The organism is Citrobacter sp. 172116965, assembly GCF_013458095.1.
Classification (GTDB): Bacteria; Pseudomonadota; Gammaproteobacteria; order Enterobacterales; family Enterobacteriaceae; genus Citrobacter; species Citrobacter braakii.
Map to the genome: position 1 here is coordinate 771,522 of NZ_CP046673.1, position 16,056 is coordinate 787,577.

Annotated in this window: 16 protein-coding genes and 1 other annotated feature (1 of these 17 cut by a window edge); of the genes, 12 read left to right on the forward strand and 4 right to left on the reverse strand. The window is 53.5% G+C overall.

What is annotated here, in order from left to right:
* The first annotated feature begins 32 nt into the window (after positions 1-32).
* Together radA and nadR are read left to right on the forward strand one after the other, a co-directional pair.
* On the forward strand, positions 33-1,415 hold the full coding sequence (radA, locus tag GPJ68_RS03805) for a DNA repair protein RadA (RefSeq protein ID WP_016151613.1): 1,383 nt from the start codon (positions 33-35) through the stop codon (positions 1,413-1,415).
* A gap of 65 nt (positions 1,416-1,480) precedes the next feature.
* Positions 1,481-2,710 (forward strand): multifunctional transcriptional regulator/nicotinamide-nucleotide adenylyltransferase/ribosylnicotinamide kinase NadR, encoded by a 1,230-nt coding sequence (nadR, locus tag GPJ68_RS03810; protein ID WP_016151614.1) that lies wholly within the window; start codon positions 1,481-1,483, stop codon positions 2,708-2,710.
* A gap of 99 nt (positions 2,711-2,809) precedes the next feature.
* Here nadR and ettA read toward each other — a convergent pair whose 3' ends face one another.
* Positions 2,810-4,477, reverse strand: coding sequence for an energy-dependent translational throttle protein EttA (ettA, locus tag GPJ68_RS03815; RefSeq protein ID WP_003019019.1), 1,668 nt, complete (start codon positions 4,475-4,477; stop codon positions 2,810-2,812).
* Positions 4,478-4,885: 408 nt separating this feature from the next.
* Between ettA and sltY the strand changes: the two genes are divergently transcribed.
* Together sltY and trpR are read left to right on the forward strand one after the other, a co-directional pair.
* On the forward strand, positions 4,886-6,823 hold the full coding sequence (sltY, locus tag GPJ68_RS03820; RefSeq protein WP_016155637.1) for a murein transglycosylase: 1,938 nt from the start codon (positions 4,886-4,888) through the stop codon (positions 6,821-6,823).
* 89 nt (positions 6,824-6,912) lie between these two features.
* Entirely contained in the window at positions 6,913-7,239 is a 327-nt protein-coding gene (gene trpR / locus GPJ68_RS03825) for a trp operon repressor (protein WP_019078321.1), read from the forward strand.
* Positions 7,240-7,315: 76 nt separating this feature from the next.
* Here trpR and yjjX read toward each other — a convergent pair whose 3' ends face one another.
* The gene (gene yjjX / locus GPJ68_RS03830) at positions 7,316-7,831 is read right to left on the reverse strand and encodes an inosine/xanthosine triphosphatase (RefSeq protein WP_016151618.1); all 516 of its coding nucleotides are present in this window, start codon (positions 7,829-7,831) and stop codon (positions 7,316-7,318) included.
* A 52-nt stretch (positions 7,832-7,883) separates the two neighbouring features.
* On the opposite strand from yjjX, the gene gpmB reads away from it, so the two are divergent.
* On the forward strand, positions 7,884-8,531 hold the full coding sequence (gene gpmB / locus GPJ68_RS03835) for a 2,3-diphosphoglycerate-dependent phosphoglycerate mutase GpmB (protein WP_016151619.1): 648 nt from the start codon (positions 7,884-7,886) through the stop codon (positions 8,529-8,531).
* On the opposite strand, the gene robA is transcribed toward gpmB, so the two are convergent.
* On the reverse strand, positions 8,528-9,397 hold the full coding sequence (robA, locus tag GPJ68_RS03840; RefSeq protein WP_104652004.1) for an MDR efflux pump AcrAB transcriptional activator RobA: 870 nt from the start codon (positions 9,395-9,397) through the stop codon (positions 8,528-8,530). The two genes, gpmB and robA, sit on opposite strands and share 4 nt — an antisense overlap.
* A gap of 211 nt (positions 9,398-9,608) precedes the next feature.
* Between robA and creA the strand changes: the two genes are divergently transcribed.
* Genes creA through creD form a run of 4 tightly spaced genes read left to right on the forward strand, consistent with a single transcriptional unit; the run spans position 9,609 to position 13,633 of the window.
* Positions 9,609-10,082 carry a protein CreA gene (gene creA / locus GPJ68_RS03845; protein WP_104652005.1) on the forward strand — a complete coding sequence of 158 codons (474 nt, stop codon included), beginning with the start codon at positions 9,609-9,611 and terminating at the stop codon, positions 10,080-10,082.
* A gap of 12 nt (positions 10,083-10,094) precedes the next feature.
* Positions 10,095-10,784: a two-component system response regulator CreB gene (gene creB / locus GPJ68_RS03850; RefSeq protein WP_104652006.1), complete on the forward strand. Its 690-nt coding sequence runs from the start codon at positions 10,095-10,097 to the stop codon at positions 10,782-10,784.
* Positions 10,784-12,208 carry a two-component system sensor histidine kinase CreC gene (creC, locus tag GPJ68_RS03855; protein WP_049268612.1) on the forward strand — a complete coding sequence of 475 codons (1,425 nt, stop codon included), beginning with the start codon at positions 10,784-10,786 and terminating at the stop codon, positions 12,206-12,208. The genes creB and creC overlap by 1 nt, the downstream gene beginning before the upstream one ends.
* Positions 12,209-12,265: 57 nt before the next feature.
* Positions 12,266-13,633 carry a cell envelope integrity protein CreD gene (gene creD, locus GPJ68_RS03860; protein ID WP_104652007.1) on the forward strand — a complete coding sequence of 456 codons (1,368 nt, stop codon included), beginning with the start codon at positions 12,266-12,268 and terminating at the stop codon, positions 13,631-13,633.
* A gap of 60 nt (positions 13,634-13,693) precedes the next feature.
* Here the strand turns inward: creD and arcA are convergent, their stop codons facing one another.
* Positions 13,694-14,410: a two-component system response regulator ArcA gene (arcA, locus tag GPJ68_RS03865; RefSeq protein ID WP_001194359.1), complete on the reverse strand. Its 717-nt coding sequence runs from the start codon at positions 14,408-14,410 to the stop codon at positions 13,694-13,696.
* Between the two features lie 95 nt (positions 14,411-14,505).
* Here arcA and yjjY point away from each other — a divergent pair, with 95 nt between their 5' ends.
* The 3 genes from yjjY to thrL all read left to right on the forward strand — a co-directional run bounded on the left by yjjY (position 14,506) and on the right by thrL (position 16,009).
* Positions 14,506-14,646, forward strand: a complete 141-nt coding sequence (yjjY, locus tag GPJ68_RS03870; RefSeq protein ID WP_042998021.1) for a protein YjjY — start codon at positions 14,506-14,508, stop codon at positions 14,644-14,646.
* 399 nt (positions 14,647-15,045) lie between these two features.
* On the forward strand, positions 15,046-15,732 hold the full coding sequence (locus GPJ68_RS03875) for a tRNA/rRNA methyltransferase (protein WP_075847924.1): 687 nt from the start codon (positions 15,046-15,048) through the stop codon (positions 15,730-15,732).
* 206 nt (positions 15,733-15,938) lie between these two features.
* Positions 15,939-16,056 (forward strand) — a sequence feature (Thr leader region); it runs 9 nt beyond the window's last position.
* Positions 15,944-16,009 carry a thr operon leader peptide gene (gene thrL, locus GPJ68_RS03880; protein ID WP_032337689.1) on the forward strand — a complete coding sequence of 22 codons (66 nt, stop codon included), beginning with the start codon at positions 15,944-15,946 and terminating at the stop codon, positions 16,007-16,009. (Overlaps the previous feature by 66 nt.)

Genomic DNA, 16,056 nt, shown 5'->3' on the forward strand with positions numbered 1-16,056 from the left:
TCCGGTAAACGCGCTAACGAAAGAGGTAAAACGTGGCCAAAGCTCCAAAACGCGCCTTTGTTTGTAACGAATGCGGGGCCGATTACCCGCGCTGGCAAGGGCAATGCAGCGCCTGTCAGGCCTGGAACACCATTACCGAGGTACGCCTTGCTGCGTCACCAACGGTGGCGCGTAACGAGCGGCTCAGTGGCTATGCCGGGAATGCGGGCATCGCAAAAGTGCAGAAGCTGTCTGATATCAGCCTTGAAGAGTTGCCGCGTTTTTCCACCGGATTTAAAGAGTTTGACCGCGTGCTGGGCGGCGGTGTGGTGCCAGGCAGCGCCATCCTGATTGGCGGTAACCCCGGCGCAGGGAAATCAACGCTGCTGCTGCAAACGCTGTGCAAGCTCGCTGAGCAGATGAAAACCCTGTACGTCACCGGCGAAGAGTCTTTGCAACAGGTGGCGATGCGCGCGCATCGACTCGGTCTGCCGACGGCGAATCTGAACATGCTGTCGGAAACCAGTATCGAACAAATTTGCCTGATTGCCGAAGAAGAACAGCCGAGGCTGATGGTTATCGACTCCATTCAGGTGATGCACATGGCGGATATTCAGTCTTCGCCGGGCAGCGTGGCACAGGTGCGCGAAACCGCGGCTTACCTGACCCGCTTTGCCAAAACGCGAGGCGTGGCGATTGTCATGGTCGGCCACGTCACCAAAGACGGCTCGCTGGCCGGTCCAAAGGTGCTGGAGCACTGTATTGACTGCTCGGTTCTGCTCGACGGCGACGCCGATTCCCGTTTCCGTACTCTGCGTAGCCATAAAAATCGCTTTGGCGCGGTGAATGAGTTGGGCGTCTTTGCCATGACCGAACAGGGGCTGCGCGAAGTTAGCAACCCTTCCGCTATCTTCTTAAGCCGTGGCGATGAAGTCACCTCCGGCAGTTCGGTGATGGTGGTCTGGGAAGGTACGCGCCCGTTGCTGGTGGAGATTCAGGCGCTGGTCGACCATTCGATGATGGCGAATCCGCGTCGTGTGGCGGTCGGTCTGGAGCAGAACCGTCTGGCGATTCTGCTGGCCGTGCTGCATCGTCACGGCGGCTTGCAGATGGCGGATCAGGACGTGTTCGTCAACGTGGTCGGCGGTGTGAAGGTTACCGAAACCAGCGCCGATCTGGCACTGCTACTGGCAATGGTTTCCAGCCTGCGCGACCGACCGCTGCCGCAGGACTTAGTGGTCTTTGGCGAAGTGGGACTGGCGGGCGAAATCCGTCCGGTACCCAGCGGCCAGGAGCGTATTTCCGAAGCGGCGAAGCACGGCTTTCGTCGGGCGATTGTTCCTGCCGCCAACGTGCCGAAAAAAGTGCCGGAAGGGATGCAGGTCTTTGGCGTTAAGAAGCTTACGGATGCTTTAAGCGTGTTTGACGACCTATAATAAAATACCCGCCGTCTTTCCGGCGGTATTGGGTATTACGTTTATTTTTACAGCAGGAGGCTCTTGTGTCATTTGATTATCTGAAAACTGCCATTAAGCAAAAGGGCTGTACCCTGCAACAGGTGGCAGATGCCAGTGGCATGACCAAGGGATATTTAAGTCAACTGCTGAATGCCAAAATTAAAAGCCCCAGCGCGCAAAAGCTGGAGGCGTTGCACCGGTTTCTCGGGCTGGAGTTTCCGCGCCAGCAGAAGAATATCGGTGTGGTATTCGGTAAGTTTTATCCGCTGCATACCGGCCATATCTATCTTATCCAGCGCGCGTGTAGTCAGGTCGATGAACTGCATATCATCATGGGGTATGACGACACGCGCGATCGCAGCCTGTTTGAAGACAGTGCTATGTCGCAACAGCCCACGGTGCCCGATCGTCTACGCTGGCTGCTGCAAACCTTTAAGTATCAGAAAAATATCCGTATTCATGCCTTCAACGAAGAGGGTATGGAGCCGTATCCACACGGTTGGGATGTGTGGAGCAACGGGATCAAAACGTTTATGCAGGAGAAAGGGATCCAGCCTAACTGGATTTACACCTCTGAAGAGTCAGATGCCCCGCAGTATCTGGAACATCTGGGGATCGAAACCGTGCTGGTGGATCCCAAACGAACGTTTATGAACATCAGCGGCGGGCAAATCCGTGAGAACCCGTTTCGCTACTGGGAGTATATTCCTACAGAAGTGAAGCCGTTTTTCGTGCGCACTGTGGCGATCCTCGGCGGAGAGTCGAGCGGAAAATCGACGCTGGTGAACAAGCTCGCCAATATCTTTAACACTACCAGTGCGTGGGAATATGGGCGTGATTACGTCTTCTCCCATTTGGGCGGTGATGAGATGGCGTTGCAGTATTCCGACTACGATAAAATCGCCCTGGGACAAGCCCAATACATTGATTTTGCTGTCAAGTATGCCAATAAAGTGGCGTTTATCGACACCGATTTCGTTACCACTCAGGCCTTCTGCAAAAAGTATGAAGGGCGTGAACACCCGTTTGTGCAGGCCCTGATTGACGAGTATCGCTTTGACCTGGTGATCCTGCTGGAGAACAATACTCCATGGGTGGCGGATGGCTTACGCAGTCTCGGCAGTTCGGTTGACAGAAAAGCGTTTCAGTCGCTGCTGGTCGAGATGCTGCAGGAAAACAATATCAATTTTGTGCACGTTCAGGAACCCGACTATGACGGTCGATTTCTGCGCTGCGTGGAGTTGGTGAAAGAGTTGATGGGCGAGCAGAGATAGCGTAAATGCCGGATGGCGTTGCGCTTATCCGGCCTACAAGTCGCACTAACCTCGTAGGCCGGATGAGGCGTAACGCCGCCATCCGGCGCTTAACGGTAATTACTTAGAAATACGCTTGTACTTAATACGCTTCGGCTCCAGCGCATCTGCGCCCAGCGTGCGTTTCTTGTACTCTTCGTATTCGGTAAAGTTACCTTCGAAGAACTCAACCTTACCTTCATCCTGGTAATCCAGGATGTGGGTCGCGATACGGTCGAGGAACCAACGGTCGTGCGAGATGACCATCGCGCAGCCCGGGAACTCCAGCAGGGCGTTTTCCAGCGCGCGCAGGGTTTCGATATCCAGGTCGTTGGTTGGTTCATCAAGCAGCAGCATGTTGCCGCCAACCTGCAGCAGCTTCGCCAGGTGCAGACGACCGCGCTCACCGCCGGAGAGTTCGCCTACGCGTTTACCCTGATCAACACCTTTAAAGTTGAAGCGGCCTACGTAGGCGCGGCTTGGCATCTCGGTGTTGCCGATCTTCATGATATCCAGCCCGCCGGAAACTTCTTCCCACACGGTTTTGCTGTTGTCCATGGCGTCACGGAACTGGTCAACGGAAGCCAGCTTGACGGTTTCACCCAGTGTGATGGTGCCGCTGTCTGGCTGTTCCTGACCGGACATCATACGGAACAGGGTAGATTTACCCGCGCCGTTCGGACCGATGATGCCGACGATAGCGCCTTTCGGTACGGAGAAGCTCAGGTCGTCAATCAGAACGCGATCGCCGTAGGATTTACGCAGATTGGTGACTTCAACGACTTTATCACCCAGACGTGCTCCAGGTGGGATAAACAGTTCGTTGGTTTCGTTACGCTTCTGGTATTCGGTGTTGTTCAGCTCTTCAAAACGTGCCAGACGGGCTTTACCCTTAGACTGACGGCCTTTAGCGCCCTGACGCACCCACTCCAGCTCTTTCTCAATGGATTTACGGCGAGCCGCTTCCTGAGACGCTTCCTGCGCCAGACGCTGATCTTTCTGCTCCAGCCAAGAGGAGTAGTTGCCTTCCCATGGAATACCTTCGCCGCGGTCAAGCTCCAGAATCCAGCCCGCAACGTTGTCGAGGAAGTAACGGTCGTGGGTAATCGCCACCACGGTGCCTTCGAAGTCGTGCAGGAAGCGTTCCAGCCACGCAACGGATTCGGCGTCCAGGTGGTTAGTCGGTTCGTCGAGCAGCAGCATGTCTGGTTTTTCCAGCAGCAGGCGGCACAGCGCGACGCGGCGGCGTTCACCACCAGAGAGGTTCTCAATTTTAGCGTCCCAGTCCGGCAGACGCAGGGCGTCAGCGGCACGCTCAAGCTGCACGTTCAGGTTATGACCGTCGTGCGCCTGAATGATCTCTTCAAACTTGCCCTGTTGCGCAGCGAGTTTATCGAAGTCGGCGTCCGGCTCGGCGTACTTTGCGTACACTTCATCCAGACCTTTCAGCGCGTTAACCACTTCGGCAACCGCTTCTTCCACGGATTCACGAACGGTATGTTCCGGGTTCAGTTTCGGTTCCTGCGGCAGGTAACCGATTTTAATGCCAGGCTGTGGGCGAGCTTCACCTTCGATATCGGTATCAATGCCGGCCATGATGCGCAGCAGGGTCGATTTACCCGCGCCGTTCAGACCAAGAACACCGATTTTGGCGCCAGGGAAGAAGCTCAGTGAGATGTTTTTAAGAATATGACGTTTCGGCGGAACGACTTTGCCGACACGATGCATGGTATAAACAAATTGGGCCACGTTGGACTCGCCTCTTTATTTATCCCGTCATACTTCAAGCTACAGATGCGTTGGCTGTGAGTTACTCGGCTCATCCATGAGCCTCGCCCTTGCGGGCCGCTGCTCCGCAGCGTTCAAATCTGTTCCTGACAGATTTGTCGTTCCCCCCAGTCACGCACTATGTACGCTCAGGGGATTTACTCCCTCGCCGCCTTGCTGCAACTTGAATTATTCAGGGCTAATTATTGGTAAATAGTTATCAAAGGCGAAGTGTAGCCTTTTTCATTGCCCAATCCCAGCCAGCAGATCTCACTCGCAACAAAAGTAAAAAAGTGTCCGTGACGTGGCGCATTCTGCAATGTCTGGTTAGCATGAACTAATTAAGCGGCATGATGCTGCACAGACGTAACATGAGAAGAGGAAGAGCTTGTGGACAAAGCCAATCAATTTACCTGGCGCCTGCTGGCGGCCAGCGTATGTCTGCTGACGGTCAGTCAAGTGGCGCGAGCCGATTCCCTGGATGAGCAGCGCAGTCGCTATGCGCAAATTAAACAGGCCTGGGATAACCGACAGATGGATGTCGTAGAGCAGATGATGCCCGGCCTGAAGAATTATCCTCTGTATCCTTATCTGGAATATCGTCAGATTACTGACGATCTGATGAATCAGCCCACCATTACCGTTACCAATTTTGTGCGCGCCAACCCGACGCTGCCCCCCGCGCGTACTCTGCAATCACGTTTCGTGAATGAACTGGCGCGACGGGAGGACTGGCGTGGACTACTGGCGTTCAGCCCAGAAAAACCGGGTACCACGGAAGCGCAATGCAACTATTACTTTGCGAAATGGAGCACCGGGCAAACCGAAGAGGCCTGGCAGGGCGCGAAAGAACTGTGGTTGAGCGGGAAAAGCCAGCCCAACGCCTGTGACAAATTATTCGGCGTATGGCGCGCCTCAGGAACTCAGGATCCGCTGGCGTATCTGGAGCGTATTCGTCTGGCGATGAAAGCCGGGAATACCGGTCTGGTCACGGCGTTGGCTGGACAAATGCCCGCGCAATACCAAACTATCGCTTCGGCGATCATCGCGCTGGCCAACGATCCGAATTCGGTGATGACCTTTGCACGCACCACTGGCGCGACGGATTTCACCCGACAGATGGCGGCGGTGGCTTTTTCCAGCGTGGCGCGTCAGGACGCGGAAAATGCCCGCCTGATGATCCCGTCTCTGGCGCAGGCGCAACAGCTGAATGACGAGCAAACCCAGGAGCTGCGCGACATCGTCGCCTGGCGTCTGATGGGTAATGACGTTACCGATGAGCAGGCCAAATGGCGCGATGACGCCATTATGCGCTCGAATTCCACCTCGCTTGTGGAGCGCCGTGTGCGCATGGCGCTGGGAACCGGCGATCGTCGTGGTCTGAATACCTGGCTGGCGCGTCTGCCAATGGAAGCAAAAGAGAAAGATGAGTGGCGATACTGGCAGGCGGATCTGCTGCTTGAGCGCGGGCGCGAGGCGGAAGCCAAAGAGATCCTGCACCAGCTCATGCAGCAGCGCGGTTTCTATCCGATGGTGGCGGCACAGCGTCTGGGTGAAGAGTACGAGCTGAAAGTGGATAAAGCCCCGGCAAACGTTGACTCTGCGCTGACTCAGGGACCGGAAATGGCACGTGTGCGCGAGCTAATGTACTGGAACCTGGACAATACCGCGCGCAGTGAATGGGCGAATCTGGTCACCAGTCGCACGAAGTCTGAGCAGGCTCAGCTGGCGCGTTACGCGTTCAACAATCACTGGTGGGATCTGAGCGTACAAGCGACGATCGCCGGTAAGCTGTGGGATCATCTGGAAGAGCGTTTCCCACTGGCCTACAAGGATCTGTTTACACGCTACACCAGCGGCAAGGATATTCCGCCAAGCTATGCGATGGCGATAGCGCGTCAGGAAAGCGCCTGGAACCCGAAAGTAAAATCGCCGGTTGGTGCCAGCGGGCTGATGCAGATTATGCCGGGCACGGCGACGCATACGGTGAAAATGTTCACGATTCCAGGTTACAGCAGCCCGAGCCAACTACTGGATCCTGATACCAACATCAACATTGGTACCAGCTATTTACAGTATGTCTATCAGCAATTCGGCAATAACCGCATTTTTGCGTCGGCGGCCTATAACGCTGGACCGGGGCGCGTTCGCACCTGGCTTGGCAATAGCGCGGGTCGTATCGATGCTGTCGCGTTTGTCGAAAGCATTCCATTCTCTGAGACGCGTGGCTACGTGAAGAACGTGCTGGCTTACGATGCGTACTATCGCTATTTCCTTGGTGATAAGCCGGAGTTGATGAGCGACGCAGAATGGCAACGTCGTTACTGATCGTGTCGGTTGTGTTATGCTATCGTACTCGTTAAAGAGTACAAAAGGGGGAGGCAAGCACGCTTCCCCCGCAACGATGGCGATAACTTATGACTCAGCAATCACCCTATTCGGCAGAGATGGCAGAACAGCGTCACCAGGAGTGGTTACGTTTTGTCGATCTACTTAAACACGCCTATGAACAAGACTTACACCTGCCCCTGCTCAATTTGATGTTAACGCCGGATGAGCGCGAAGCGCTGGGCACGCGCGTGCGTATCATTGAAGAGCTGCTGCGCGGCGAGATGAGTCAGCGCGAGCTTAAAAACGAGCTCGGGGCGGGGATCGCCACCATTACACGGGGGTCGAACAGCCTCAAATCTGCACCGGTGGATCTGCGTCATTGGCTGGAGCAGGTGCTGCTAAAAAATGCCTGATGGCACTTCGCTTATCAGGCCTAAGGATGTGGCGCGGTTGTGGCCGGATAAGGCGAAGCCGCCATCCGGCACAACGCTATAAATACACTGCGTTATGAAACGGGCTGAGCGCCAGAATCACCGCCTGGTGGTATACGCTTGAGCGCGTCAGCTTGCCCGCGGTAAAGACGCCGATAGCGCCCTCTTTACGGCCAATCTCATCAATACCCGTGTAGTCCGACATCACCGGACCGAGCGCTTCGCCCTGACGGACTCTGTCGAGAATGACAGCTGGCAATGGCAGCGTGGCTGAACGGGCTTCGCCGCGCTGGACGCCATTATCAATCACCACCCAACTGAAGGTCGCATCGTCGTCAATTCCCGCTTCAATAGCGACCCAGAAATCAGCCTGCGGGTGCAGACGGCGCGCATTATCAACGCGATTTCGTGCGCCAGTGCGCGTTTCCTGGTTTCCGAAAGGTTGTTCCGGCACGCCACTCTCGACGGCGACGGGTTCAATATGGCAGGATCCTTCCCCGAAAATCTCTTCAAATGCCCGCAGAATTGCCTGAATTTTGGCAGGATTGGTGGTCGCAGAGATAACCTTGTGCATAATTAAGCTCAGTTTGAAAATTCATCGCATCGCAGTATAACGGAAAAAAAGCATGTTACAGGTATACCTTGTTCGCCATGGCGAAACGCAGTGGAACGCCGAGCGACGTATTCAAGGCCAGTCAGACAGCCCACTGACCGCTAAAGGTGAACAGCAAGCCATGCAGGTGGGCGAACGCGCCCGCACGTTTGGTATTACGCATGTCATCAGCAGCGATTTAGGTCGTACACGACGCACCGCAGAAATCATCGCCCAGGCCTGTGGCTGTGATATCACCTATGACTCACGTTTGCGCGAGCTGAATATGGGCGTGCTGGAGCAACGCCATATCGATACGCTGACGTCGGAAGAAGAGGGCTGGCGTCGCCAGTTGGTGAACGGTACGGTGGAGGGGCGTATTCCGGAAGGGGAATCAATGCAGGAACTGAGCGATCGCGTCCATGCGGCGCTGGCATCCTGTCTGGAGTTGCCGCCGGGGAGTCGTCCGCTGCTGGTCAGTCACGGTATTGCACTGGGTTGTCTGGTGAGTACGATTCTGGGATTACCGGCATGGGCTGAACGTCGCCTGCGTTTGCGCAACTGTTCTATTTCTCGCGTCGATTACCAGGAAAGTTTGTGGCTGGCGCCGGGATGGGTAGTTGAAACGGCAGGGGACATCTCACATCTGGACGCCCCTGCGTTAGACGAACTGCAGCGCTAGCGGCGAATCGGAATCAGGAATTCGCAGCGCAGGTTGATCGGGCGATCTCCCGCTTTGGCATCTTCTGCCGGGTAGTATCGCTCGATATCCTGCCCTTTACGGCGCGTCAGGTTCAGCATTGGCATGCATGTGCCGTAAACCGTCAGGATAAACTCCTGTACACCGGTCCCCAGCCCTTCATAGGTAAACATCACATACTCGCCGCCCTGTAGCAGGATAGGCTGTGCCGACGGCACATAACCATTGGCCTGTTCCGGCGTCAGTGCTGTGGTGTAAAACACTTCCTGCTCATCATCTTTTTCAATGCTCGGACGCGTTTCGTTCAGCCCGTACAGCACCGGTGGGATCGCAGGAGCCTGGCTAAGGAAGTCGCGCCAGAACTGAATTCGCATTTCATGACGGAAATCTGAAATCTGCTCCAGCGAGCAGGAATAGCTTTGCGTGGTGCCAAGCAGTTGCGTATCTTCCAGCGTGACAAACTCGTACGCAGGCATGGCAAATTCACCCAGTCGCATAGGCGGGCGAATACCAAACGCGCTCCATTCCGGCGAACGGCGATACAGCGCAGGCGTCTGGGAAAACTGTTTCTTGAACGCGCGGGTAAAGGTTTGTTGAGAGTCAAAGCGATATTGCAGCGCAATATCCAGAATTGGGCGTGCAGTCAGGCGCAGCGCCACTGCGGATTTCGATAAACGACGGGCGCGGATATAGGCGCCAATAGCATGGCCCGTCACGTCCTTAAACATTCTCTGCAGGTGCCACTTGGAATAGCCTGCTTTTGCCGCCACATTGTCAAGCGACAAAGGCTGATCCAGATGACCTTCCAGCCAGATTAATAGGTCGCGAATAATGCCAGCCTGATCCATAAAATATCCTCATCCTTTCAACAACGAGTACCTGACGTCAGGTATGAGGATAATAGCATTTTTTGCTGTTTTAGCATTCAGTGTTTTTTTTGCTCATAAATGCCTTTTTCGATCATTCGAAAGCGTGATTATTGTAATCCTGTGATCTGTATACGTTTTATCTTAGAATGTCGAATAATTACACAGAGTAACTTTTAAAAATGGTAACAATATGAAATATAAGAGCTTAATCATTTCCTCAATTCTGCTGATGTTAGCGCAGGTCGCCCATGCGGAGCAGATTGGATCTGTCGATACGGTGTTCAAAATGTTTGGGCCGGATCATAAAATTGTGGTCGAAGCGTTTGACGATCCAGATGTTACCAACGTGACCTGCTACGTGAGCCGGGCGAAGACCGGCGGCATCAAAGGTGGGCTGGGGCTGGCGGAAGATACCTCCGATGCCGCCATTTCCTGTCAGCAGGTGGGGCCGGTAGGACTGAGCGACAGAATCAAGAACGGCAAAGCGCAGGGCGAAGTGGTATTTAAAAAACGTACCTCGCTGGTGTTTAAATCCTTACAGGTCGTGCGTTTTTACGACGCGAAACGTAATGCCCTGGCCTATCTGGCCTATTCAGATAAAGTGGTCGATGGATCACCCAAAAATGCCATCAGCGCGGTGCCCATCATGCCGTGGCGGGAATAACAAGGAACCAAAATGCAACAACCGTTGATCTGGTTGGTTGAGGATGAGCAGGGCATCGCCGATACGCTCATCTACATGCTGCAGCAGGAAGGTTTTAGCGTGGAAGCGTTTGAGCGCGGGTTACCTGCGCTGGAGAAATCTCGCCAGCGTTGTCCTGATGCAATCATTCTGGATGTCGGACTACCGGATATCAGCGGTTTTGAACTGTGTCGACGCCTGCTGGAGCGGCATCCAGCGTTGCCGCTCCTGTTTCTGACCGCGCGTAGCGATGAGGTGGATCGCCTGCTGGGGCTGGAAATTGGCGCGGATGACTATGTTGCCAAGCCTTTCTCACCGCGCGAGGTGTGCGCCCGCGTGCGTACGCTGCTGCGGCGGGTGCAGAAATTCTCTGCCCCTTCATCGACGACGCGTTGCGGCGATTTTGAACTTAATGAGCTGGCCGCGCAGATTACCTGGTTCGGCAAGCCGTTAAACCTGACGCGCTATGAATTTCTGTTGCTGAAAACGCTGCTGTTGTCGCCGGGGCGCATTTACTCACGCCAGCAGTTGATGGATTTAGTCTGGGCCGATGCACAGGACACCTTTGACAGAACGGTCGATACCCACATTAAAACGCTGCGCGCCAAGCTGCGGGCTATCAACCCTGAGCTTTCCCCCATCAATACGCATCGCGGTATGGGATATAGCCTGAGGAGCGTCTGATGCGCATTGGCATGCGTTTGTTGCTCGGCTATTTTCTGATTGTTGCCGTCGCCGCCTGGTTCGTTTTGTCGATCTTTGTACAGGAAATTAAACCAGGCGTCCGCCGGGCGACCGAGGGCACTTTGATTGATACCGCCACGCTGCTGGCTGCGCTGGCGCGCGATGACTTGCTCTCTGACTCTCCCGCCAACGGCAAGCTGGCGCAGGCATTTTCGCAACTGCATAACCGCCCATTCAGCGCCAATATCAGCGGCATTAACAAAGTCCGTAATGAATACCATGTCTACATGACGGACGCGCAGGGTAAGGTGTTGTTTGATTCCGCAAACCAGGCTGTCGGTCAGGACTATTCTCGCTGGAACGACGTGTGGTTAACCCTGCGTGGGCAATATGGCGCCCGCAGTACGCCGCAAAACCCGAACGATCCGGAAAGTTCAGTGATGTACGTGGCCGCGCCGATCGTAGACGGCGGACGTATTATCGGAGTGCTTAGCGTCGGTAAACCGAACGCGGCGATGGCGCCGGTGATTAAACGCAGTGAACGGCGGATGCTGTGGGCCAGCGCCGTATTGCTGGGCATTGCCTTAGTGATTGGCATCGGGATGGTATGGTGGATAAACCGCTCCATCGCCCGGCTGGCGCGCTATGCCGACTCCGTTACCGAGAATCGCCCCGTCCCACTGCCTGATTTAGGCAGCAGCGAGCTACGTAAACTGGCGCAGGCGTTGGAAAGTATGCGACTGAAGCTGGAGGGCAAAAACTACATTGAGCAGTATGTTTATGCGTTAACGCATGAACTGAAAAGTCCGCTGGCGGCCATTCGCGGCGCGGCTGAGATTTTGCGCGAAGGTCCGCCGCCGAACGTGGTTGCGCGCTTTACCGATAATATCCTGACGCAAAATGCGCGCATGCAGGCGCTGGTCGAAACCCTGTTACGCCAGGCGCGGCTGGAGAATCGACAGGACATTACGTTGACGCCAGTGGCGGTAGATGCGCTGTTTGCTCAGCTCAAAGAGGCACGCAGCGTGCAACTGGCGGCAAAAAACATCACGCTTACCATTATGCCTTCATCGCTTAGCGTCGCCGCCGATCCTGCGTTACTGGAGCAGGCAGTGGGGAATTTGCTCGACAACGCTATCGACTTCACGCCACAGGACGGGACGATTACGCTGAGCGCGCATCAGCAGGATGAACTGGTCACGTTGCAGATAATCGACAGCGGCAGCGGGATCCCCGACTTCGCGTTGCCGCGTATTTTTGAGCGTTTCTATTCGCTGCCCCGTGAAAATGGGCATAAGAGCAGCGGTTTAGGGCTGGCGTTTGTCAGTGAGGTTGCGCGACTGCACGAGGGGACGGTGACATTGTGCAACCGACCACAAGGCGGCGCACAGGCCTCGTTTACGCTTCACGGTCACTTCACATAACTTCAAATTCTCCGCACATAGCTGTTCTACCTTGCTGATATTGCAAAGGAGAACGCTATGTTTAAATCACCCCTGTTTTGGAAAATAGTCACCTTAGGTGGCGCAATACTGCTGCTGTTAATCCCGCTGACGATGGTCAGGCAGATCATCGTGGAGCGATCGGATTACCGCGAAGAAGTCGAAGATGCTATCCGACAGAGCACCAGCGGGCCGCAAAAGATGGTAGGACCGCTGATAGCCATTCCGCTAACGGAACTTTACACCTCACTGGAGGATGGCAAAGAAATCCAGCGTAAGCGTAGCTATATCCATTTCTGGCTGCCGGAGTCGTTGGTAGTTGAGGGGAATCAGAACGTTGAAGCGCGTAAAATCGGTATTTATGAGGGCCAGGTCTGGCACAATGATGTTTCGGTGAAGGCTGAGTTTAACGCCGAACGCTTGAGTGATTTAAATCATCCTAATATCAGCATTGGCAAACCGTTTATTGTGGTTGGCGTGGGGGATGCGCGCGGGATTGGCGTGGTAAAAGCGCCGCAGGTCAATGGAACGTCGCTGGCCGTTGAGCCTGGGACGGGGCTGGATGGACGTGCGCAGGGGATCCACATTCCGCTACCCGATGCGAGCTGGGCTGAGCAAAATCTGAGCATGGCGTTATCGCTTAATTTGAGCGGAACCGGCGATTTCTCCGTCGTTCCGGTTGGGCGTAACAGTGAAATGACCTTAACCAGCAACTGGCCACATCCCAACTTTCTTGGGGACTTCCTCCCGGCTAAGCGCGAAATTAGCGAATCAGGATTCAAGGCTCAGTGGCAAAGCAGCTGGTTTGCGAACAACCTCGGCGAGCGCTTTAACGACGAAAAGATTGGTTGGCTGGGCATGCCAGCGTTTAGCGTCGCCGTCGCCACGCCAGCAGATCAGTATCAGTTAACGGACAGGGCAACAAAGTATGCCATCCTGCTGATTGTGCTGACCTTTATGTCTTTCTTCGTCCTTGAAAGTATGACCAATCTGCGCTTGCACCCGATGCAGTATCTGCTGGTGGGGCTATCGCTGGTAATGTTTTATCTGCTGCTGCTGGCACTGTCGGAACACATTGGTTTTACGGCGGCGTGGATTACGGCAAGTCTGGTGGGGGCGTTGATGAACGGTGTGTATCTGCAGGCGATATTGCAGGGCTGGCGGAACAGTATTTTGTTCACCGTGGCGCTGCTGGGGCTGGATGGTGTGATGTGGGTGCTGCTACGTTCACAGGATAGCTCTTTACTGCTGGGAACCGGCGTGCTGTTGTTCGCGCTGTGTGGGGTAATGTTCCTGACGCGTCATCTTGACTGGCACTCGCTGGCACAGCCAAAAACAAAGCCAAAATCTACAGAACTTCCAGAGCTTCAGCCTGCGCAGAGCGACGAATTTCGCTTGTGGAAATAGAGCGGTAGGGAAATGAAAAACGGCGCATAAAGCGCCGTTTTTATACCAGTGAGGATTGAATTAATCCTGCAGGTCGCCGCAGAAACGGTAGCCTTCACCGTGAATGGTGGCGATGATTTCTGGCGTATCCGGCGTTGATTCGAAATGCTTACGAATGCGGCGGATCGTCACGTCAACGGTACGGTCATGCGGCTTCAGTTCGCGACCGGTCATTTTTTTCAGCAGTTCTGCGCGAGACTGGATTTTGCCCGGATTCTCACAGAAGTGAAGCATGGCGCGGAATTCGCTGCGTGGCAGTTTATACTGCTCACCGTCAGGACCAATCAGAGAGCGGCTGTTGATGTCCAACTCCCAGCCATTGAACTTGTAGCTTTCGACGCTACGGCGTTCTTCGCTGACAGTACCCAGGTTCATGGTACGGGACAGCAGGTTACGAGCACGGATAGTCAGTTCGCGCGGGTTAAACGGCTTGGTGATGTAATCGTCTGCGCCGATTTCGAGGCCGAGAATTTTATCGACTTCGTTATCACGGCCCGTCAGGAACATCAGCGCAACGTTAGCTTGTTCGCGAAGTTCGCGCGCTAACAGCAGGCCATTTTTCCCAGGCAGATTGATATCCATAATCACAAGGTTGATATCATATTCAGAGAGAATCTGATGCATTTCCGCGCCATCTGTCGCTTCGAATACATCATAGCCTTCTGCTTCGAAAATGCTTTTCAACGTGTTGCGTGTTACTAACTCGTCTTCAACGATAAGAATGTGCGGGGTCTGCATGTTTGCTACCTAAATTGCCAACTAAATCGAAACAGGAAGTACAAAAGTCCCTGACCTGCCTGATGCATGCCGTAAATTAACATGATCGGCGTAACATGACTAAAGTACGTAATTGCGTTCTTGATGCACTTTCCATCAACGTCAACAACATCATTAGCTTGGTCGTGGGTAGTTTCCCTCTGGACCCGACAGTGTCAAAAACGGCTGTCATCCTAACCATTTTAACAGCAACATAACAGGCTAAGACATGCCGGACACCCAATAAAACTACGCTTCGTTGACATATATCAAGTTCAATTGTAGCACGTTAACAGTTTGATGAAATCAACGTATCCAAATGTTTGCTTTCATCACAAAATTGCAATATTACAACTAGTTGCACGAGCAAATTAATAAATGTAATGAATCCAACCGGTGCGATCCATTTTAAATTAAATTATCATGGATAAACAGAGGGATATGCAACTTTTGTTAACATAAAAAGCAATAGTACACACGGGAAATAGTTTAGCATTTTTTAATGGATGCGAAATGCTTTTTCAGTGATTTCTGTTAAAAATATGTAAATTCGCACTGCGTAATATGTTGAAGCACGTCACATTATTCCTTGCAGACTGGCCAAAAAGAGTATCGAAATGCGTTTAACAATTATTCTGGTTGCCCCCGCCAGAGCGGAAAATATTGGTGCGGCTGCCCGCGCTATGAAGACCATGGGGTTCACCCAATTACGCATCGTTGACAGCGAAGCCCACCTGGAACCCGCCACGCGATGGGTCGCGCATGGTTCTGGCGATATTATTGATAATATTAGCGTTTTTTCAACGTTGGCGGAGGCGCTGTACGACGTAGATTTTACCGTCGCGACCACTGCGCGTAGTCGGGCGAAGTTCCATTACTACGCTACCCCGGTCGAACTGGTTCCTCTGCTGCAGGAAAAATCAACGTGGATGGATCACGCCGCGCTGGTATTTGGTCGTGAAGATTCAGGGCTGACCAACGAAGAATTGGCCCTGGCGGATGTACTCACCGGTGTACCTATGGTGGCTGACTATCCTTCACTCAATTTGGGGCAGGCGGTGATGGTGTATTGCTATCAATTAGCAGGTTTAATACAACAACCCGTCAAAAACATTGAGGTGACGGATGAGCTTCAGCTACAGGCATTGCGCGCGCGCGTTTTGCGTTTATTAGCCACGCTGAACGTTTCTGACGACATCAAGTTGACGGACTGGCTGCAACAGCGAATGGGTCTGTTAGGACAGCGAGATACGGCAATGTTGCACCGTTTTTTACATGATATAGAAAAAAACATCACGAAATAAAGTATCGAACTGTTTTTATTGTATGGTGTTTTATTCTGGATTCAAGTAGGGCTGACATACTGTATTGGTCGAAACTAAAAGGGCAAGCAGTCGCTCATGAACAAGTTTCGGAATGTGACCAATTTAAAAATTTATTGACTTAGGTCAGCAGATACTTTAACCCTAAAAGAATACAGGACAGATAATAAATAATTACAGAGCACACAACATCATGAAACGCATCAGCATCACCATTACCACAACCATCACCATTACCACAGGTAACGGTGCGGGCTGACGCGTACAGGAAACACAAGAAAAAGCCCGCACCTAAACAGTGCGGGC

Excerpts from the sequence above, each read along its gene's own strand:
- trpR (WP_019078321.1), top strand. The coding sequence starts at position 6,913 with ATGACTCAGCAATCACCCTATTCGGCAGAGATGGCAGAACAGCGTCAC.
- yjjX (WP_016151618.1), bottom strand. The coding sequence starts at position 7,831 with ATGCACAAGGTTATCTCTGCGACCACCAATCCTGCCAAAATTCAGGCA.
- gpmB (WP_016151619.1), top strand. The coding sequence starts at position 7,884 with ATGTTACAGGTATACCTTGTTCGCCATGGCGAAACGCAGTGGAACGCC.
- robA (WP_104652004.1), bottom strand. The coding sequence starts at position 9,397 with ATGGATCAGGCTGGCATTATTCGCGACCTATTAATCTGGCTGGAAGGT.
- creA (WP_104652005.1), top strand. The coding sequence starts at position 9,609 with ATGAAATATAAGAGCTTAATCATTTCCTCAATTCTGCTGATGTTAGCG.
- creB (WP_104652006.1), top strand. The coding sequence starts at position 10,095 with ATGCAACAACCGTTGATCTGGTTGGTTGAGGATGAGCAGGGCATCGCC.
- creC (WP_049268612.1), top strand. The coding sequence starts at position 10,784 with ATGCGCATTGGCATGCGTTTGTTGCTCGGCTATTTTCTGATTGTTGCC.
- creD (WP_104652007.1), top strand. The coding sequence starts at position 12,266 with ATGTTTAAATCACCCCTGTTTTGGAAAATAGTCACCTTAGGTGGCGCA.
- arcA (WP_001194359.1), bottom strand. The coding sequence starts at position 14,410 with ATGCAGACCCCGCACATTCTTATCGTTGAAGACGAGTTAGTAACACGC.
- yjjY (WP_042998021.1), top strand. The coding sequence starts at position 14,506 with ATGACTAAAGTACGTAATTGCGTTCTTGATGCACTTTCCATCAACGTC.
- GPJ68_RS03875 (WP_075847924.1), top strand. The coding sequence starts at position 15,046 with ATGCGTTTAACAATTATTCTGGTTGCCCCCGCCAGAGCGGAAAATATT.